Annotated in this window: 17 protein-coding genes; 16 read left to right on the top strand and 1 reads right to left on the bottom strand. The window is 61.1% G+C overall.

Annotated elements, in window-relative coordinates; translation table 11 throughout:
- The 16 genes from BKX96_RS21935 to BKX96_RS21860 form a co-directional block, all read left to right on the top strand.
- Window positions 1-470 (top strand): urocanase-related protein (locus BKX96_RS21935; protein WP_508607233.1); only part of this gene is annotated, 470 nt, incomplete at its 5' end.
- A gap of 136 nt (window positions 471-606) precedes the next feature.
- A complete protein-coding gene (locus BKX96_RS21930) occupies window positions 607-2,076 on the top strand; it encodes a purine-cytosine permease family protein (protein ID WP_077185466.1) in 1,470 nt (489 codons plus the stop codon).
- 69 nt (window positions 2,077-2,145) lie between these two features.
- The gene (locus BKX96_RS21925; RefSeq protein WP_046816921.1) at window positions 2,146-3,114 is read left to right on the top strand and encodes an ABC transporter substrate-binding protein; all 969 of its coding nucleotides are present in this window, start codon (window positions 2,146-2,148) and stop codon (window positions 3,112-3,114) included.
- A gap of 70 nt (window positions 3,115-3,184) precedes the next feature.
- Complete coding sequence (locus tag BKX96_RS21920; RefSeq protein ID WP_046816922.1) at window positions 3,185-4,036, top strand: ABC transporter permease; 852 nt, start codon at window positions 3,185-3,187, stop codon at window positions 4,034-4,036.
- A complete protein-coding gene (locus BKX96_RS21915; protein WP_077185465.1) occupies window positions 4,033-4,863 on the top strand; it encodes a quaternary amine ABC transporter ATP-binding protein in 831 nt (276 codons plus the stop codon). Before BKX96_RS21920 ends, BKX96_RS21915 begins: the two co-directional genes overlap by 4 nt.
- 133 nt (window positions 4,864-4,996) lie before the next feature.
- Window positions 4,997-6,520, top strand: a complete 1,524-nt coding sequence (gene hutH / locus BKX96_RS21910) for a histidine ammonia-lyase (protein ID WP_077185464.1) — start codon at window positions 4,997-4,999, stop codon at window positions 6,518-6,520.
- Between the two features lie 117 nt (window positions 6,521-6,637).
- Complete coding sequence (gene hutH / locus BKX96_RS21905; RefSeq protein WP_046816924.1) at window positions 6,638-8,170, top strand: histidine ammonia-lyase; 1,533 nt, start codon at window positions 6,638-6,640, stop codon at window positions 8,168-8,170.
- Between the two features lie 99 nt (window positions 8,171-8,269).
- On the top strand, window positions 8,270-9,475 hold the full coding sequence (gene hutI, locus BKX96_RS21900) for an imidazolonepropionase (RefSeq protein WP_046816925.1): 1,206 nt from the start codon (window positions 8,270-8,272) through the stop codon (window positions 9,473-9,475).
- Window positions 9,476-9,485: 10 nt separating this feature from the next.
- Window positions 9,486-10,289: an N-formylglutamate deformylase gene (gene hutG / locus BKX96_RS21895; protein WP_077185463.1), complete on the top strand. Its 804-nt coding sequence runs from the start codon at window positions 9,486-9,488 to the stop codon at window positions 10,287-10,289.
- Between the two features lie 173 nt (window positions 10,290-10,462).
- Window positions 10,463-11,434, top strand: a complete 972-nt coding sequence (gene pip, locus BKX96_RS21890; protein ID WP_046816927.1) for a prolyl aminopeptidase — start codon at window positions 10,463-10,465, stop codon at window positions 11,432-11,434.
- Complete coding sequence (gene dtd / locus BKX96_RS21885) at window positions 11,431-11,868, top strand: D-aminoacyl-tRNA deacylase (protein WP_077185462.1); 438 nt, start codon at window positions 11,431-11,433, stop codon at window positions 11,866-11,868. The genes pip and dtd overlap by 4 nt, the downstream gene beginning before the upstream one ends.
- 321 nt (window positions 11,869-12,189) lie before the next feature.
- Complete coding sequence (locus tag BKX96_RS21880) at window positions 12,190-14,007, top strand: glucan biosynthesis protein G (protein WP_077185461.1); 1,818 nt, start codon at window positions 12,190-12,192, stop codon at window positions 14,005-14,007.
- A complete protein-coding gene (mdoH, locus tag BKX96_RS21875) occupies window positions 14,000-16,570 on the top strand; it encodes a glucans biosynthesis glucosyltransferase MdoH (protein WP_046816930.1) in 2,571 nt (856 codons plus the stop codon). Before BKX96_RS21880 ends, mdoH begins: the two co-directional genes overlap by 8 nt.
- Before the next feature lie 214 nt (window positions 16,571-16,784).
- Complete coding sequence (locus BKX96_RS21870) at window positions 16,785-17,582, top strand: transporter substrate-binding domain-containing protein (RefSeq protein WP_046816931.1); 798 nt, start codon at window positions 16,785-16,787, stop codon at window positions 17,580-17,582.
- Between the two features lie 139 nt (window positions 17,583-17,721).
- Window positions 17,722-18,681, top strand: coding sequence for an amino acid ABC transporter permease (locus BKX96_RS21865; protein ID WP_046816932.1), 960 nt, complete (start codon window positions 17,722-17,724; stop codon window positions 18,679-18,681).
- Window positions 18,674-19,408, top strand: coding sequence for an amino acid ABC transporter ATP-binding protein (locus tag BKX96_RS21860; protein WP_077185460.1), 735 nt, complete (start codon window positions 18,674-18,676; stop codon window positions 19,406-19,408). The genes BKX96_RS21865 and BKX96_RS21860 overlap by 8 nt, the downstream gene beginning before the upstream one ends.
- A gap of 133 nt (window positions 19,409-19,541) precedes the next feature.
- On the opposite strand, the gene BKX96_RS33605 is transcribed toward BKX96_RS21860, so the two are convergent.
- Window positions 19,542-20,255: a methyl-accepting chemotaxis protein gene (locus BKX96_RS33605; protein ID WP_410454545.1), complete on the bottom strand. Its 714-nt coding sequence runs from the start codon at window positions 20,253-20,255 to the stop codon at window positions 19,542-19,544.
- Window positions 20,256-20,299 lie beyond the last annotated feature (44 nt).

Below are 20,299 nucleotides of genomic sequence, written 5' to 3'. Positions count from 1 at the left end.
TCCAGGGGCTGCCGGCCCGTATCTGCTGGGTGGGCCTGGGCCTGCGCGCCAAGCTGGGCCTGGCGTTCAACGAAATGGTGCGCAGCGGTGAGCTGTCGGCGCCGATCGTGATCGGTCGCGACCACCTGGACTCCGGTTCCGTAGCAAGCCCGAACCGCGAAACCGAATCGATGCAGGACGGTTCCGATGCCGTGTCCGACTGGCCACTGCTCAACGCCCTGCTCAACACCGCGAGCGGCGCGACCTGGGTGTCGCTGCACCACGGCGGCGGCGTCGGCATGGGCTTCTCCCAGCACTCGGGCATGGTGATTGTCTGCGACGGTACCGATGAAGCGGCCGAGCGAATCGCTCGCGTGCTGCACAACGACCCGGCGACCGGCGTGATGCGTCATGCCGATGCCGGTTACCAGATCGCCATCGACTGCGCCAGGGAGCAGGGGCTGAACCTGCCGATGATCACCGGCAAATAACGCATTAGCCCACCCTGTAGGAGCTGGCTTGCCAGCGAATGACGCACCCAGGTGTGTCAGGAAAGACGCCTTCGCGAGCAAGCTCGCTCCTACAAGGGACCACCAACCCAGAATAACAATCCACAGAGGTTGAACCATGGCTGTCAGCAGCGAACGTGCAGGCAACAAACCGTTGATCGAGAAGCGCTCGATCGACTACATCCCGGAGGCGGAAAGACACGGTCGTCTGTTTAGCCAGTTCACCTTGTGGATGGGTGCCAACCTGCAAATCACCGCGATTGTCACCGGGGCCCTGGCCGTGGTGTTGGGCGGTGACGTGTTCTGGTCGTTGATCGGTCTGTTGATCGGCCAACTGATCGGCGGTGGGGTAATGGCGCTGCATGCCGCGCAAGGGCCCAAGCTCGGCCTGCCGCAGATGATCTCCAGTCGCGTGCAATTCGGCGTATATGGCGCGGCCATCCCGATCGTGCTGGTGTGCCTGATGTACCTGGGCTTCACCGCAACGGGAACCGTGCTGTCCGGCCAGGCGCTGGGCCAGTTGTTTGGCGTCAGCGACAGCGTTGGCATCCTCATCTTCGCCAGTGTCATCGTGCTGGTGACGGTGCTCGGTTATCGGGTGATCCATTGGATCGGCCGTGTGGCCAGTGTCATTGGCGTGATTGCCTTTGTTTATCTGTTCAGCCGCTTGATGAGCCAGGTTGACGTTGGCGCACTGTTGCAAATCCGTCACTTCAGCTGGAGCAGCTTCCTGCTCGCGGTGTCGCTCGCGGCGTCCTGGCAGATCGCCTTCGGCCCTTATGTGGCTGACTACTCCCGCTACCTGCCGAGCAAGGTTTCCTCGGTGAAGACCTTTTTCGCCGCAGGCGCAGGTTCGGTGATTGGCGCACAGGTGGCGATGATCCTCGGCGTGTTTGCCGCCGCATCGGCCAACGGCCAGTTCGCCGGCCACGAAGTGGCCTACATCGTTGGTCTGGGCGGAACCGGTGCCACCGCTGCACTGCTGTACTTCAGCATCGCATTCGGCAAGGTGACCATTTCCACGCTCAATTCCTACGGCAGCTTCATGTGCATTGCGACCATCATCAGCGGTTTCCGTGGTGACCTGAAGGTATCGCGCTTTCAGCGTCTGCTCTTCGTGCTGGCCATCGTTGGTGCCGCGACCTTGATGGCGTTGCTCGGCCAGCACTCGTTCCTCGGTGCGTTCAAGTCCTTCATTTTGTTCCTGCTGGCGTTCTTCACGCCATGGAGCGCGATCAACCTGGTGGATTACTACTGCATCACTCGCGAGCGCTATGACGTACCGGCGCTGTCCGATCCGAACGGACGCTACGGCCGTTGGAATGCCCTCGGTATCAGCGTCTATGTTTTCGGTGTGCTGGTGCAGCTGCCGTTCATCTCCAGCAAGTTCTACACCGGCCCGCTGGTGGCAGTTCTGGGCGATGTGGATATTTCCTGGATCATTGGTCTGGTGATTCCCGCAGCCCTGTATTACGTGTGTGCGAAAAAATGGCACGGCTCAGTGCCTGATCAACTGATCCTGCCGGTCGAGCAGGGCGTGGTCACCGAACAAACGCTGACTGTCGGTCGCGCTGCGGCGCAGGCCTGACTGGACGTGGACAGGGCTGGATGCCTCTTGACTGCCGTAAGCCAATTCATGATTAGGAGCGTCACTACAATGAAATCGAACAAGACCCTGCTGACCACATTGCTTTCCATGGGCCTGCTGGCCAGCGCCGGCGCCACTCAGGCAGCGGGCTGGTGCGAGTCGGGCAAACCGGTGAAATTCGCCGGCCTTAACTGGGAAAGCGCCATGTTGCTGACCGACGTGATGCAACTGGTTTTGGAAAAAGGCTACGACTGCAAGACCGACAGCTTGCCAGGCAACTCCATCACCATGGAAAACGCCCTGAGCAGCAACGACATCCAGGTGTTTGCCGAAGAATGGGTCGGCCGCAGCGAGGTCTGGAACAAGGCCGAGAAGGCCGGCAAGGTCGTCGGTGTCGGCGCGCCGGTGGTTGGTGCGATCGAAGGCTGGTACGTGCCGCGCTACGTGATCGAAGGCGATGCCAAGCGCAAGCTGGAAGCCAAGGCTCCGGATCTGAAAAACATCGCCGACCTGGGCAAATACTCGGCGGTGTTCAAGGATGCCGAAGAACCCTCCAAAGGGCGCTTCTACAACTGCCCGGCCGGCTGGACCTGTGAGCTGGACAACAGCGAAATGCTGAAAAGCTACGGCCTGGAAAGCAGCTACACCAACTTCCGCCCAGGCACCGGCCCGGCACTCGATGCCGCCGTGCTGTCGAGCTACAAGCGTGGCGAACCGATCCTGTTCTACTACTGGTCGCCAACCCCGCTGATGGGCCAGGTCGACGTAGTGAAACTCGAAGAAAAACCCGGCGTGAACAAGACCGTGGATATCAAGGTTGGCCTGTCCAAGACCTTCCACGACGAAGCGCCGGAACTGGTCGCCGTGCTGGAAAAGGTCAACGTTCCGATCGACCTGCTCAACCAGAACCTGGGCCGCATGACCAAAGAGCGGATCGAGTCGCCAAAACTGGCCAAGATCTTCTTGAAGGAACATCCTGAAGTCTGGCATGCATGGGTGAGTGAAGACGCAGCCAAGAAAATCGACGCGGCCTTGTAGGTCGGGCTTCTCCGGCTGCCGCCAACGGCAGTCGGATGCTTGATCGCAACCCCTTGATTGAGAGCCTCTTATGTTTCCCGAAAGCTTTACCTTTTCCATCGCCGACTGGGTCAACGGTTGGGTCGATTCGCTGGTCACCAACTACGGCGACGTTTTCCGCAGCATCTCTGACACCCTGCTGTGGGCCATCGTCAATCTTGAAGGCCTGCTGCGTGCCGCACCCTGGTGGCTGATGCTGGCGATCGTGGCAGGCGTGGCCTGGCACGCGACCCGCAAGGTCGTGACCACTGCCGTCATCGTTGGTTTGCTGTTCCTGGTGGGTGCGGTAGGCCTCTGGGACAAGCTGATGCAGACCCTGGCGCTGATGATGGTGGCGACGGTCATCTCTGTACTGATCGGCGTCCCGTTGGGCATCCTCTCGGCCCGCAGCAATCGCTTGCGTTCGGTGCTGATGCCGTTGCTGGACATCATGCAGACCATGCCGAGCTTCGTGTACCTGATCCCGGTGCTGATGCTGTTCGGCCTGGGCAAGGTGCCGGCGATCTTCGCCACCGTGATCTACGCCGCGCCACCGCTGATCCGCCTGACCGACTTGGGGATTCGCCAGGTTGACGGCGAGGTGATGGAGGCGATCAACGCCTTCGGGGCCAACCGTTGGCAGCAACTGTTCGGCGTGCAACTGCCGCTGGCCCTGCCGAGCATCATGGCCGGGATCAACCAGACCACCATGATGGCCCTGTCGATGGTGGTGATCGCCTCGATGATCGGCGCCCGTGGCCTGGGCGAAGATGTGCTGGTGGGGATCCAGACCCTCAACGTCGGACGCGGCCTCGAAGCCGGTCTGGCGATCGTGATTCTGGCCGTGGTGATCGACCGCATTACACAGGCGTACGGTCGTGCACGGCATGAGGTGAGCAAATGAACAACGCAACCGTGAGCAAGATCGAAGTCAAGAACGTCTTCAAGATTTTCGGCAACCGTTCCAAGGAAGCGCTGGCCATGGTCGGCCAGGGCAAGACCAAGGACCAGGTGCTGGCCGAAACCGGCTGCGTGGTCGGCGTGAACGATTTGTCCCTGAGCATCGGCAGCGGCGAGATCTTCGTGATCATGGGCCTGTCCGGTTCCGGCAAATCCACCCTGGTGCGCCACTTCAATCGCCTGATCGACCCGACCAGCGGCGCGATCCTGGTGGACGGTGTGGACATCCTGCAATACGACATGGAAGCCCTGCGCGAATTTCGCCGGCGCAAGATCAGCATGGTGTTCCAGAGCTTCGGCCTGCTGCCGCACAAGAGCGTGCTGGACAACGTCGCCTACGGCCTGAAGATCCGTGGCGAGAGCAAGCAAATGTGTGCCGAGCGCGCGCTGCACTGGATCAACACCGTGGGCCTCAAGGGCTACGAAAACAAGTACCCGCACCAGCTCTCCGGTGGCATGCGTCAGCGTGTGGGCCTGGCCCGGGCCTTGGCGGCGGACACTGACATCATCCTGATGGACGAAGCCTTCAGTGCCCTCGACCCGCTGATCCGCGCCGAGATGCAGGACCAGTTGCTGGAACTGCAAAAGACCCTGCACAAGACCATCGTCTTCATCACCCACGACCTCGACGAGGCCGTGCGCATCGGCAACCGTATCGCGATCCTCAAGGATGGCCGCCTGATCCAGGTCGGCACGCCGAGGGAGATCCTGCATTCGCCGGCGGATGAGTATGTCGACCGCTTTGTGCAGCGCCGGGCGGCGGTGGTTTAAGAGATTTTCGGTGTGTTTGCCGGCCTCTTCGCTGGCAAGCCAGCTCCTACAAGGTGTACGCAATCCCCTGTGGGAGCGGGCTTGCTCGCGAAGGCGGCGGTGAAGCTGCATCAATATTTGGATGAGGTTGAAGATGTCCCAGGCTGAAAAAATCGTTATCACCGAGGCGCAGGTTACTTGGCAGGACGTGGTCGCCGTCGCCCGTCATGGCGCGCAGCTCGAGCTGTCGGCACCGATCTGGGCACGGATTGAAAACGCCCAGGCCATCGTCCAGCGCATCGTCACCAGCGGCGAGCGTGCCTACGGCATCAACACCGGGCTGGGCGCGTTGTGCAACGTCTCACTGCAGGACGAACAACTCAGCCAGTTGTCACGCAACACCTTGCTCAGCCACGCTTGTGGCGTCGGCGCGCCGCTGTCCAACGAGCAGGCGCGCTCGATCATGTGCGCAGCCGTCGTCAACTACAGCCACGGCAAATCCGGCCTGCACCGGCAGGTGGTCGAAGCGCTGCTGGCGTTGCTCAACCGTGGCATCACCCCGCAAGTGCCATCCCAGGGATCCGTGGGCTACCTGACCCACATGGCCCACATCGGCATCGCGTTGCTGGGCGTCGGCAATGTCAGCTATCGCGGGCAGATCGTATCCGCGCACCAGGCCTTGGCTGAAGAAGGCTTGCAACCGGTCAAGCTGGGCGCCAAGGACGGTCTATGCCTGGTCAATGGCACACCCTGCATGACCGGCCTGAGCTGCCTGGCGATCGCCGACGCTGCCCATCTGTTGCATTGGGCCGACGTGATCGGTGCCATGAGCTTCGAGGCCCAGCGCGGGCAGATCGACGCGTTCGATGCCGAAATCATCGCGCTCAAGCCGCACCCGGGCATGCAGCAGGTGGGCATCAACCTGCGCGCGTTGCTTGACGGCAGCGAAGTGATTGCCCAGAGCAAGGGCATTCGCACCCAGGATGCCTTGAGCATTCGCTCGATTCCGCAGGTGCACGGTGCCGCTCGCGACCAACTGCTGCACGCGACCAAACAGATCGAAACCGAACTCAACAGCGCCACCGACAACCCGCTGGTGCTGGGCACCGCAGACAACTACCGCGTGGTGTCCCAGGCCAACCCGCACGGCCAGTCCGTGGCATTGGCGGCGGACCTGCTGGCCATCGCCATGGCCGAAATCGGCTCCATCGCCGAGCGTCGTCTCGACCGATTGATCAACCCGCACGTCAGTGGCTTGCCGGCGTTTCTGGTGGCCAACCCCGGGGTGAACTCCGGGATGATGATCGTGCAATACGTGGCCGCTTCGCTGTGCGCGGAAAACCGCCAGCTGGCGCAACCGGCAGTGCTTGATAACTACGTCACCTCGGGCCTGCAGGAAGATCACCTGAGCCTGGGCACTAACGCCGCGCTCAAGCTGCATCGCGCCCTGGAAAACTGCACGCAGATCCTCGCCATCGAGTACCTGCTGGCGGCCCAGGCGTTTGAGTTCCTCAAGGAGCAACGCTTCGGCGCCGGTACCGATGCCGCCTGGCGCCTGCTGCGCGAGCGGGTTGCGGCCTACGATCAGGACCGTTGGCTGGCGCCGGATATCGCGGCCGCTGCCAGTGTTCTGAAAGACCCTGTCTTTCTGCACATAGCCTTACCGAATTTGAACTGATCTCACTACAAAACCAGCGTGCCAAGGCGCCAGCCCCCTCAAGAAGGGGGAAGCGACGGACAACGGATATCTCCGGAGCGTCTGGTAGTTAATAACAACTCTCACAAGGAGCATGAAATGACTGCGCTTAATTTGATCCCTGGCCAGCTGACCCTCGCCCAACTGCGTGACGTGTATCAGCAACCGGTGACACTGACCCTCGACAACAGCGCCTCGGCCCAGATCGAAGCCAGCGTTGCCTGCGTGGAACAGATCCTCGCCGAGAACCGCACCGCCTATGGCATCAACACCGGCTTCGGCCTGTTGGCTTCGACCCGCATCGCCAGCGAAGACCTGGAAAACCTCCAGCGCTCGCTGGTGTTGTCCCACGCCGCCGGTGTCGGCCAGCCGATCAGCGACGATCTGGTGCGGTTGATCATGGTGCTCAAGGTCAACAGCCTGAGCCGTGGTTTCTCCGGCATCCGCCGGGTAGTGATCGACGCGCTGATCGCCCTGATCAACGCCGAGGTCTACCCGCACATTCCGCTCAAAGGTTCGGTCGGTGCATCCGGCGACCTGGCGCCGTTGGCACATATGTCACTGGTACTGCTGGGTGAAGGCAAGGCGCGTTACAAAGGCGAGTGGATGGAAGCGACCGAAGCGCTGAAAGTCGCCGGCCTGACTCCGCTGACCCTGGCGGCGAAAGAAGGCTTGGCGCTGCTCAACGGTACCCAGGTGTCCACCGCGTTTGCTTTGCGTGGCCTGTTCGAAGGCGAAGACCTGTTCGCCGCAGCCTTGGCGCTCGGTGGCCTGACCGTTGAAGCGGTGTTGGGCTCGCGTTCGCCGTTCGATGTGCGAATCCACGCCGCTCGTGGCCAGAAAGGCCAGATCGACGCCGCTGCCGCTTACCGTGATTTGCTGGGCGAGCGCAGCGAAGTTTCCGATTCCCACGAAAACTGCGAAAAAGTACAGGACCCGTACTCCCTGCGCTGCCAGCCACAAGTCATGGGCGCCTGCCTGACCCAGTTCCGTCAGGCCGCTGAAGTGCTGGCCATCGAAGCCAACGCCGTGTCCGACAACCCGCTGGTGTTTGCCGCTGAAGGCGACGTGATTTCCGGCGGTAACTTCCACGCCGAACCGGTGGCCATGGCCGCTGACAACATGGCGCTGGCTATCGCTGAAATCGGCTCCCTGAGCGAGCGCCGCATCTCGCTGATGATGGACAAGCACATGTCGCAGCTGCCGCCGTTCCTGGTGGCCAATGGTGGCGTGAACTCCGGCTTCATGATCGCCCAAGTGACTGCAGCCGCACTGGCCAGCGAAAACAAGGCGCTGTCCCATCCGCATTCGGTGGACAGCCTGCCGACCTCCGCCAACCAGGAAGACCACGTGTCCATGGCCCCGGCTGCGGGCAAGCGACTGTGGGAAATGGCCGAGAACACCCGTGGGATTCTCGCTGTTGAATGGCTGGCGGCGGTGCAGGGCCTGGACTTGCGCAATGGCCTGAAGAGCTCGCCGAAACTGGAAAAGGCTCGGGCGATTCTGCGTAACGAAGTGCCGTTCTATGAGAAGGACCGTTTTTTCGCCCCGGACATCAATGCGGCGACCGAGTTGTTGGCTTCGCGTTGCCTGAACGAGCTGGTGTCGGCGAAGTTGCTTCCTAGCCTGTAAGGGCCTCTTCGCGAGCAAGCCCGCTCCCACAGGAGAACGCATTCCAATGTGGGAGCGAGCCTGCTCGCGAATCGATTTTGAATAACACGAGGACTTGGGATGAAAACCCTCTGGCAACACTGCCACGTCGCAACCATGACGCAAGGCGTCTACTCGATCATCGAGGATGCGGCCATCGTGACGTCCGGTGCGCACATCGAGTGGGTCGGCCCGCGCAGTGAACTGCCGTCTGGCGAGTACCCGGCGGTCAATGATTTGAACGGGGCCTGGGTCACTCCAGGCCTGATCGACTGCCACACCCACACGGTGTTCGGCGGAAATCGCAGTGGCGAATTCGAGAAACGACTGCAAGGTGTCAGTTATGCGGAAATCGCCGCAAGCGGCGGCGGCATCGCCAGCACCGTGCGGGCCACTCGCGCGGCCAGTGAAGACGAACTGTTCGCCAGCGCCGCCAGGCGCCTGAAAAGCCTGATGCGCGATGGCGTCACCAGCATTGAGATCAAATCCGGCTACGGCCTCGACCTGGCCAACGAACGCAAGATGCTGCGGGTAGCCCGGCGTCTAGGCGCCGAGCTGCCGGTCAGCGTACGCAGCACCTGCCTGGCGGCTCACGCCTTGCCGCCGGAATACGCCGATCGCGCTGACGATTACATCGATCACATCTGCAGCGAAATGCTCCCGGCACTGGCCGCCGAAGGGCTGGTGGACGCGGTGGATGCGTTTTGCGAATACCTGGCGTTTTCCCCTGCCCAGGTCGAGCGCGTGTTCATCACCGCCCAGGCACTGGGCCTGCCGGTGAAGCTGCACGCCGAGCAACTCTCGTCCCTGCACGGTTCGAGCCTGGCGGCGCGTTACCACGCACTCTCGGCCGATCACCTGGAATTCATGACCGAGGACGACGCCATCGCCATGGCCAAATCCGGCACAGTGGCCGTTTTGCTGCCTGGCGCCTTTTACTTCCTGCGCGAGACCCAGTTGCCGCCGATGGAGGCCTTGCGCAAGCATGGCGTGAAAATCGCCATTGCCAGCGACCTCAACCCCGGCACCTCGCCAGCGCTGTCGTTGCGCCTGATGTTGAACATGGCCTGCACCTGTTTCCGCATGACCCCGGAAGAGGCCCTGGCTGGCGCGACCATCCATGCGGCGACCGCGTTGGGCATGGCCCAGACGCACGGTTCGCTGGAGGCGGGCAAGGTTGCAGATTTCGTTGCCTGGCAAATCGATCGCCCGGCCGACCTGTGCTACTGGCTGGGCGGAGACCTGGAAAAACGCGTCGTGCGTCACGGCGTCGAAACGAGCGTTTAGGAGAACAGTTGTGGATAAGGTTCTGAATTTCAAACAAGGCCGTGTGCCGCTGCTGATCAGCATGCCTCACGCCGGCCTGCGCCTGACCCCGGCGGTCGAGGCGGGGTTGATTCCCGACGCGAAAAGCCTGCCGGACACCGATTGGCACATCCCCCAGCTTTACGATTTTGCTGCAGAACTGGGTGCCAGCACCTTGGCCGCCGAGTATTCGCGATTCGTCATCGACCTGAACCGGCCGTCCGACGACAAGCCTTTGTATGTCGGCGCGACCACCGGCCTGTACCCGGCGACACTGTTCGATGGCATTCCGTTGTTCCGCGAAGGGCACGAGCCTTCGAAAGAAGAGCGTGCGACCTATCTGGAGCAAATCTGGACGCCGTATCACAGCACGCTGCAGAACGAGCTGGCGCGACTCAAAGCCGAGTTCGGCTATGCGCTGCTGTTCGATGCGCACTCGATTCGCTCGATCATCCCGCACCTGTTCGACGGCAAGCTGCCGGACTTCAACCTCGGCACCTTCAATGGCGCCAGTTGCGATCCGCAGCTGGCGAGTCAGCTGGAAGCCATCTGCGCCGCTCATCCGGATTACAGCCATGTGTTGAACGGGCGCTTCAAGGGCGGCCACATCACCCGGCATTACGGCAATCCGGCAGAAAATATCCATGCCGTGCAACTGGAGTTGGGCCAGTGCACCTACATGGAAGAGTTCGAGCCGTTCCGTTATCGCCCGGACCTGGCGGAGCCGACGCGGGTGGTATTGAAAGCGTTGTTACAGGGTTTGCTCGCGTGGGGTGAGGAACGCTACAAACGCTGAATCCCGGCGCAGGCTGTGATCTTTTGATCCTGAAAAATCAAACTCAAAAGATCGCAGTCTGCGGCAGCCCTACAGGGGACATGCTCATTGACGTAATTCGGGTTTATGATGCCCAACGGCAGAATAATAGAAGTCCCCCCAGGGATGACCTCGACCCCCTTACGGAGTGCGCAATGCAGACTTTGTACCCGCAGATCAAACCCCACGCCCGGCACGATCTGGCCGTCGACGAGACCCACACGCTGTATGTCGACGAAAGCGGTTCACCGCAAGGTTTGCCGGTGGTGTTCATTCACGGCGGCCCCGGTGCCGGCTGCGATGCCGCGAGTCGGTGCTACTTCGACCCCAACCTGTACCGCATTGTCACTTTCGACCAGCGCGGTTGCGGTCGCTCCACCCCCCACGCGAGCCTGGAAAACAACACCACCTGGGACCTGGTCGCCGACCTCGAGCGGATCCGCCAGCACCTGGGCATCGACAAATGGGTGCTGTTCGGCGGCTCCTGGGGTTCGACCCTAGCGCTGGCCTACGCGCAAACCCACCCGGAGCGTGTGCACGGGCTGATCCTGCGCGGGATATTTCTCTGCCGTCCGCAGGAAATCGAATGGTTCTATCAAGCGGGCGCCAGCCGCCTGTTCCCGGATTACTGGCAAGACTACATTGCGCCGATCCCGTTGGACGAGCGCCATGACCTGCTCAACGCCTTCCACAAACGCCTGACCGGCAATGACCAGATCGCCCAGATGCACGCGGCCAAAGCCTGGTCCACCTGGGAAGGTCGCACCGCCACCCTGCGTCCGAATCCGCTGGTGGTCGACCGCTTCTCCGAGCCTCAGCGCGCGTTGTCCATCGCCCGTATCGAATGCCACTACTTCACCAACAATGCTTTCCTTGAGCCGAACCAGCTGATTCGCGACATGGGCAAGATCGCCCATTTGCCAGGCGTCATCGTCCACGGTCGCTATGACGTGATCTGCCCGCTGGATAACGCCTGGGAACTTCACCAGGCTTGGCCCAATAGCGAGCTGCAAATAATCCGTGACGCGGGCCATGCGGCTGCCGAACCGGGGATTACCGATGCATTGGTGCGTGCGGCCGATCGAATGGCCCGGCGTCTGCTCGACCTCGCCCCCGAAGAAGCATGAAGGGCCTGTTGCAACGCGTGCGCGGCGCGCGAGTCGAGGTAGCAGGTGAGGTGGTGGGTGCGATCGACCAGGGTTTGCTCGTGCTGGTAGCCGTCGAGCCGGGCGACACGCGGGCCAGCGCCGACAAACTTCTCAATAAGCTGCTTAACTATCGAGTGTTCAGCGACGCTGAGGGCAAGATGAACCTGTCCCTGGCGGATGTGAGTGGCGGGTTGCTGCTGGTCTCGCAGTTCACCCTGGCCGCCGATACCAAGAGCGGGTTGCGTCCGAGTTTCTCGACTGCTGCCCCTCCAGCCTTGGGCGAGGAGCTTTTCGACTATCTATTAGGCAAAGCGAAACAGGTGCATGGCACTGTGGCATCAGGTAGATTCGGCGCGGATATGCAGGTGCACTTGGTCAATGACGGCCCTGTGACCTTCCTGTTACAGACCTGAAAGCGCTTGAAACATCTTTTTTGAGCGCATTTCGACTGAAAACAGGCGTTTTTCCCAATAAATACTTTGTTACCCCTGATGCGTTGTAACGCGGCCTACTAGATAATCGCGCGCTACGGGGATCAGCGTTCGTTGGTCCATTTTGACTTAGGTAGAGACTTGTCCGGATCCGATTGGGGAATCATTTTGCCCCAGCGGAGTCGGAACAATGCTCGCCAACTTGGCAAGAGTGGTCTGCAGGACCGGTTTTTTTATGCCGGATGCCTACAGGCCCTTTAACTGGCCGTTGGTTTTTTGATCTGTTTTCGGCGAGGGTTGCTCGTGATTGTTAGTCCCTGTAACGCACCAAAATTGACTGCCAAACGGTTTCGTAGCGCATTGGTAGCGGGTTCGGCACTGTTGTGCCTGCTCAGCGCCGGCCAGCTTTGGGCATTCAGTCTGGATGATGTATCGGTCAAGGCAAAAGAGCTGGCCGGGCAAAAGTACGAAGCTCCGCGCAGTAACCTGCCGAACGAATTTCGCGAGATGAAATTCGCCGATTATCAGAAAATTCGCTTCCTGACTGAAAAAGCCGAATGGGCCGATCAGAAGACCCCGTTCAAGCTTTCCTTCTATCACCAGGGTATGCATTTCGATACGCCGGTGAAAATCAACGAAATCACGGCGAACACCGTCGAAGAGATCAAGTACGACCCAAGTCGTTTCGATTTCGGTGACGTCAAGTTCGATCCAAAGGCCACCGAACAACTCGGTTATGCCGGTTTCCGCGTCCTGTACCCAATCAACAAGGCTGACAAGCAAGACGAAATCATGACCATGCTCGGCGCGAGTTATTTCCGCGTGGTCGGCAAGGGTCACGTCTACGGTTTGTCTGCTCGCGGCATGGCGATCGATACTGCTTTGCCCTCCGGTGAAGAATTCCCGCGTTTTCGCGAGTTCTGGATTCAGCAACCGAAACCCGGCGACAAGCACCTGGTGATCTTCGCCCTGCTGGATTCGCCACGGGCGACCGGAGCCTATCGCCTGACGCTGCGTCCGGGCAGCGACACCATTGTCGACGTCAAGGCGCAGATGTTCCTGCGTGACAAGGTCGGCAAACTGGGTATCGCGCCGTTGACCAGCATGTACCTGTTCGGCGCCAACCAGCCGTCGAAAGTGCTGAACTATCGCCGCGAGTTGCACGATTCCAGCGGTCTGGCCATCCATGCCGGTAACGGCGAGTGGATCTGGCGTCCGCTGAACAATCCGAAACACCTGGCGGTGAGCAACTTCTCGGTTGAGAACCCGCGTGGCTTTGGCTTGCTGCAACGTGGCCGTGACTTCAGCCACTACGAAGATCTCGACGACCGCTACGACAAGCGCCCAAGCGCCTGGATCGAACCGAAGGGCGACTGGGGCAAGGGCTCCGTCGATCTGGTAGAGATTCCGACTGCCGACGAAACCAACGACAATATCGTGGCTTTCTGGAGCCCGGAAACGATGCCGGAACCTGGCCAGCCGCTGGACTTCGCCTATCGCATGCACTGGACCATGGACGAAGCCTCGATTCATGCCCCGGACAGCGCCTGGGTCAAGCAGACCCTGCGTTCCACCGGTGACGTCAAACAGTCCAACCTGATTCGTCAGCCGGACGGTAGCGTTGCCTATCTGGTGGACTTCGAAGGCCCCTCCCTGGCGGCGTTGCCGGCAGATGCGGACGTTCGCAGCCAGGTCAGCGTCGGTGAGAACGCCGAGCTGGTGGAAAACAGCGTGCGCTACAACCCTGAGACCAAGGGCTGGCGCCTGACCCTGCGCATGAAGATCAAGGACGCGAGCAAGGCCACCGAGATGCGTGCTGCGCTGGTGCAGAGCATCGTGCCAGCCGATTTGGCCAAGACTTCTCTGCCCGTGTCGAACTCTTCCGTTGCCAAGGCCGACAAGGTCGCCGCCAAGCAGCAGGAAAAAGCCGACAAGGAAGCGAAGGCAGCCGAAGCCAAGCAGGCCGAGGCCAAGCCGGTCGCAGATGCCAAGGACGCGGCAAACAACAAAGACGCCACGCAGCCTGCTGCTGCCGACGCGGCCCCAGCCACACCGGAATCGGCACCGACTGAAGAAGTCCTGACCGAGACCTGGAGTTATCAGTTGCCTGCCGATGAGTAATTCTCAAGTACAGCCAGAGACGCTTTCCGAGTATCTGGCACATCTGCCAATGACCGACCAGCAGCGCGCGGAACTCGCGGGCTGCCAGTCCTTCAGCGAATTGCACGAGCGTTTGTCGTCTTCGACATTTGACGCCCCGACCGACGCTGCCCAGGCTTCGGTTGGCAAGCGCCTGACCCTGAGCACTGCCGAAGAATTGCAGGACGCCGAAATGCTGGCGCTTGACGTCAGTGGCCGGGTCGTCCTCAAGGCGACCCCGCCGATTCGTCGGACCAAGGTCGTGCCGGAGCCATGGCGTACCAATATCCTGGTGCGTGGCTGGCGTCGCCTGACCGGGCGTACCAACCCGCCGAAGCCGCCGAAGGACGAGAATGTCTTGCCAGCGGCGCGCTGGCGCACGGTCGGTTCGATCCGTCGCTACATTCTGCTGGTACTGATGCTCGGCCAGACCATCGTCGCCGGCTGGTACATGAAAGGCATCATGCCGTATCAGGGCTGGTCGTTCGTCGACCTGGAAGAAGTCCTGCATCAACCGCTGCTGCAAACGGCCACGCAAGTGCTGCCGTACGCCTTGCAGACCAGCATCCTGATCCTGTTCGGGATTCTGTTCTGTTGGGTCTCGGCCGGGTTCTGGACTGCACTGATGGGCTTCCTCGAGTTGCTCACCGGTCATGATAAATACCGCATCTCCGGCAAAAGCGCTGGCAACGAGCCGATTCCGAAGGACGCGCGCACCGCATTGGTGATGCCGATCTGCAACGAAGACGTGCCACGAGTATTTGCCGGTCTGCGTGCAACGTTCGAGTCGGTAGCAGCCACGGGTGACCTGGATCGCTTCGACTTCTTCGTCCTCAGCGACAGTAACGACGCGGATATCTGCGTCGCCGAGCAACAGGCCTGGCTGGACGTCTGCCGCGAAGCCAAGGGTTTCGGCAAGATTTTCTATCGCCGCCGCCGTCGTCGTGTGAAGCGTAAAAGCGGCAACCTCGACGACTTCTGCCGTCGCTGGGGGGGTGACTACAAGTACATGGTCGTGCTCGACGCCGACTCGGTGATGAGCGGTGAGTGCCTGACCAGCCTGGTCCGCCTGATGGAAGCCACGCCGGACGCCGGGATCATCCAGACCGCGCCACGGGCGTCGGGCATGGACACCCTGTATGCGCGCATGCAGCAGTTCGCGACCCGCGTGTACGGTCCGCTGTTCACCGCCGGCCTGCACTTCTGGCAGCTGGGCGAATCGCACTACTGGGGCCACAACGCGATCATCCGCATGAAGCCGTTCATCGAGCACTGCGCCCTGGCGCCGTTGCCGGGTAAGGGCGCGTTTGCCGGTGCGATCCTGTCTCACGACTTCGTCGAAGCCGCGTTGATGCGCCGTGCCGGTTGGGGTGTGTGGATTGCCTACGACTTGCCGGGCAGCTACGAAGAGCTGCCGCCGAACCTGCTGGACGAACTCAAGCGTGATCGCCGCTGGTGCCACGGCAACCTGATGAACTTCCGCCTGTTCCTCGTGAAAGGCATGCACCCGGTGCACCGCGCAGTGTTCCTGACCGGCGTGATGTCCTACCTGTCGGCGCCCTTGTGGTTCTTCTTCCTGGTGCTGTCTACGGCGCTGCTGGCAGTCAACACGCTGATGGAGCCGCAGTACTTCCTCGAACCGCGCCAGCTTTATCCATTGTGGCCACAATGGCATCCGGACAAGGCAATCGCGCTGTTCTCGACCACGGTCGTGCTGCTGTTCCTGCCAAAACTGTTGAGCGTCATCCTGATCTGGGCCAAGGGCGCGAAAGAGTTCGGCGGCAAGCTCAAGGTGACCTTGTCGATGCTGCTGGAGATGCTGTTTTCCATGCTGCTGGCGCCGGTGCGGATGATTTTCCACACCCGTTTCGTGCTCGCCGCGTTCCTCGGCTGGGCCGCGACCTGGAACTCGCCTCAGCGTGACGACGACTCCACGCCATGGAGCGAGGCGGTCAAGCGCCACGGCCCGCAGACCTTGCTGGGCTTCTTCTGGGCACTGCTGGTGATCTGGCTGAACCCGAGCTTCCTGTGGTGGCTGGTGCCGATTGTCGGGTCTCTGATGCTGTCGATCCCGGTGTCGGTGATTTCCAGTCGTGTCGGCCTGGGCCTGAAGTCCCGCGACGAGAGCCTGTTCCTGATTCCGGAGGAATACAATCCACCGCAGGCACTGCTGGCCACCGACCAATACACCCACGAAAACCGCTGGCATGCGCTGAATGACGGCTTTATCCGTGCGGTGGTCGATCCGCAGCAGAATGCCCTGGCGTGCTCGCTGGCGACCTCGCGTCACCGTGAGGCCGAGCCGATCGAATGGCTGCGGGTCGAGCGGGTGCGCCACGCCATGAAAGTCGGGCCTGAAGGCCTGACCAACAATGAGCGTGTGCAACTGCTGAGCGATCCGGTGGCATTGGCTCGTTTGCATGAGCAGATCTGGAGCGAAGGTCACCCCGAGTGGCTGGGTGCGTGGCGCAAGTCGGTCCAGGCCGATCCGCACGCTCCGCTGTTACCGCTCCAACCGCTGATCGTTCAAGCCCAACCGGCCTGATGAAAAGCCCCGCTTGATAGCGGGGCTTGATCGCTCCCACGCAGAGCGTGGGAACGATCATGATCACCAACAATTCCCACGCAAACCCTTGTCGAGTGCGTTAGCATCCGTCCCCGAATTGGTGCGCCCGGACCGTTTTGTGTCCGTATCTGCCTGTTTTCCTTGGGAAACTGTCGATTTCGCGCCGCAAACGTCATGGTTTTGGGGGATTAAGATGAAGAAGTATCTGTCGATGCTGCTGGTCGGCGTCACAGCACTGGTTGCAGTCAGCGCGGCGCAGGCCGGTGCCATTGATGACGCGGTCAAGCGCGGCACCTTGAAAGTCGGTATGGACCCGACCTACATGCCGTTCGAAATGACCAACAAACGTGGCGAGATTATCGGATTCGAAGTCGATATCCTCAAAGCCATGACCAAGGCCATGGGCGTCAAGCTGGAGCTGGTGTCCACCGGCTATGACGGCATCATCCCGGCTTTGCTGACCGACAAGTTCGACATGATCGGCAGCGGCATGACCCTGACTCAGGAACGCAACCTGCGCCTGAATTTCAGCGAACCCTTCATCGTCGTCGGCCAGACCCTGCTGATCCGCAAGGAACTGGAAGGCACCATCAAGTCCTACAAAGACCTGAACACCGCCGACTATCGCATCACCTCCAAGCTGGGCACCACCGGCGAAATGGTCGCCAAAAAACTGATTGCCAAGGCCAAGTACCACGGCTACGACAATGAGCAGGAAGCGGTGCTCGACGTGGTCAACGGCAAGGCCGACGCCTTCATCTACGACGCGCCGTACAACGTTGTCGCCGTGAACAAGGTCGGCAACGGCAAACTGGTGTTCCTCGACAAGCCGTTCACTTACGAGCCGCTGGCGTTCGGGCTGAAGAAGGGTGACTACGACAGCATCAACTTCATCAACAACTTCCTGCACCAGATCCACGAAGACGGCACCTACGATCGTATCCATGACAAGTGGTTCAAAGACACCGCCTGGCAGAAGGACATGGAGTAACACCTCTACTTGATCGTTCCCACGCTCTGCGTGGGAATGCCGCCCGGGACGCAGAGCGTCCCTTCGCAAGCGTGACGCAGAGCGTCACAGGATGCATTCCCACGCAGAGCGTGGGAACGAGCGAATCAGAGAAGCGTTCATGAAACAGAAAAAAGCCCAATGGCCCTGGCACGTGCTGACCGTGCTGGTGTTGATCGGCCTTGCCGGCGCGTTGTATTACGCCACCTCGCTGATGTCCTACGAATGGCGCTGGAATCGCGTACCCCAGTACTTTGCCTACCACGCCGAAGAGTCCCAGCGCGCGGCCGACATCTCCACCGTCAGCGAACTGGTGCGCAAGGGCGACAAGGCTGAAGTCACCCTGCGCAATGACGCGGGCGACGAGCAGCACATGACCGTCGACGACAATAGCCTGCAAGTCGCCCAGGGCGATGACGTGGCCGAAGGCGATGTGATTGGCGTCACCCGTCATTGGGCCGCCGGACCGTTGTTGTGGGGGCTCTGGACCACGTTGTGGCTGTCGGTGGTCTCCGGTGTGCTCGGGCTGTTGATCGGCCTGGCGACGGGCCTGTGCCGGCTGTCGAACAACCCGACCCTGCGCGATCTCTCGACCATCTACGTCGAACTGGTACGCGGTACGCCGCTGCTGGTGCAGATCTTCATTTTCTACTTCTTCATCGGCACCGTGATGAACCTGTCCCGGGAGTTCGCCGGGATCGCCGCGCTGTCGCTGTTCACTGGCGCCTACGTCGCAGAGATCATCCGCTCCGGTGTGCAGTCGATTGCCCGTGGCCAGAACGAAGCCGCACGTTCCCTGGGCTTGAGTGCGGGGCAGTCGATGCGCCATGTGGTGTTGCCGCAAGCGTTCAAGCGCGTGTTGCCACCGTTGGCCGGGCAGTTCATCAGCCTGGTGAAAGACACATCGCTGGTGTCGGTGATTGCGATTACCGAACTGCTCAAAAGTGGTCGTGAAGTCATCACCACCTCGTTCTCGCCGTTCGAAATCCTGTTCTGCGTTGCTGGCCTGTACCTGTTGATCAACCTGCCGCTGTCGAAAATCGCCAGTCGGCTTGAGCGGAGGCTCGCGCAAAGTGATTGAAGTCCGCGATCTGGTAAAAGTCTATGACACCCGTGGTCAGGTGGTGCGCGCGGTGGACAACGTCAGTACGAACGTCGCCAAGGGCGAGGTGCTGGTGGTGATCGGTCCGTCCGGCTCCGGCAAGTCGACCTTCTTGCGCTGCCTCAATGGCCTGGAAGAATTCGATTCGGGTTCGGTGAGCATCGATGGCCTGCAACTGGCCGACCCTAAAACCGATGTGAACGCCTATCGTCGCGAAGTCGGCATGGTGTTCCAGCATTTCAACCTGTTCCCGCACATGACCGTGTTGGAAAACCTCTGCCTGGCGCAGAAGGTCGTGCGCAAGCGCGGCAAGAAAGAGCGCGAGGCCAAGGCCATGGTGCTGCTGGAGAAGGTCGGGATCGCGCAGAAGGCCAACGAATTTCCATCGCGATTGTCCGGCGGCCAGCAACAGCGGGTGGCGATTGCCCGCGCGCTGGCGATGGAGCCGAAGGTCATGCTCTTCGATGAGCCGACCTCGGCGCTGGACCCGGAAATGGTCGGTGAAGTGCTGGACGTGATGAAAAACCTGGCCGTGGAAGGCATGACCATGGTCTGCGTCACCCACGAAATGGGCTTTGCCCGGGAAGTAGCCGATCGGGTGCTGTTCTTCGATCACGGCAAGCTGCTGGAAGACGCCTCGCCCGCGCAGTTCTTCGATGCGCCGAAGGATCCGCGGGCGCAGGCCTTCCTTCGTCAGGTCCTTTAATTTCACCGGCCTCTTGGCCGCCTTCGCGAGCAGGCTCGCTCCCACAGTAGTTCGGGTGAACACAGAGTATGTGTCTACTACAAAGTCTGTGGGGGCGAGCCTGCTCGCGATAGCATCACCTCTATGAATCTCTTCAAACCCTGAACCGGCCCACCAGCATCTGCAAATGCGTCCCCAGCCGCGCCAGCTCAATGCTGGACGCCGCCGTCTCTTCACTCGCTGCGGACGTCTGGTCCGACACATCGCGCACATTCAGCACGCTGCGGTTGATCTCTTCGGCCACGGCGCTCTGCTGTTCTGCAGCGGCGGCAATCTGCTGGTTCATTGCCTGGATCGCCGACACCGTGCGGGTGATGTTCTCCAGTGAGCCGCCGGCGCGACGGGTCAATTCCACGCTGCTGTCGGTGAGGGCGCGACTGTTGTCCATGATGTTCGCGACATGCTGCGTGCCGTTTTGCAGGCCGACGATCAGCTCTTCGATCTCTTCGGTGGACTTCTGGGTGCGTTGCGCCAGGCTGCGAACTTCGTCGGCGACGACCGCAAAACCGCGTCCGGCCTCGCCGGCGCGGGCCGCTTCGATGGCTGCGTTGAGCGCCAGCAGGTTGGTTTGCTGGGCGACGGACTTGATCACGTCGAGCACACTGCCGATCTTGTCGCTTTCGCGCTTGAGCTCGCCCATGGCCTCGGTGGAGTGACCCACTTCCAGGGCCAGGCGCTCGATCTGGGCGATGGCTTCGCCTACCACCTTGTCGCCTTCGCGGGCCTGTTGATCGGCAGCGACGGCGGCCTCGGAGGCTTCCTCGGCGTTGCGCGCGACTTCCTGCACCGTGGCGGTCATTTCATTCATGGCGGTGGCCACCTGGTCTGTCTCGACCTTCTGGCTGGTGACAC

The organism is Pseudomonas putida, assembly GCF_001976065.1.
Lineage (GTDB): Bacteria > Pseudomonadota > Gammaproteobacteria > Pseudomonadales > Pseudomonadaceae > Aquipseudomonas > Aquipseudomonas serbica.
Note: the sequence above shows the minus strand (reverse complement) of the source record. Positions and strands in the feature narration are given on the sequence as shown.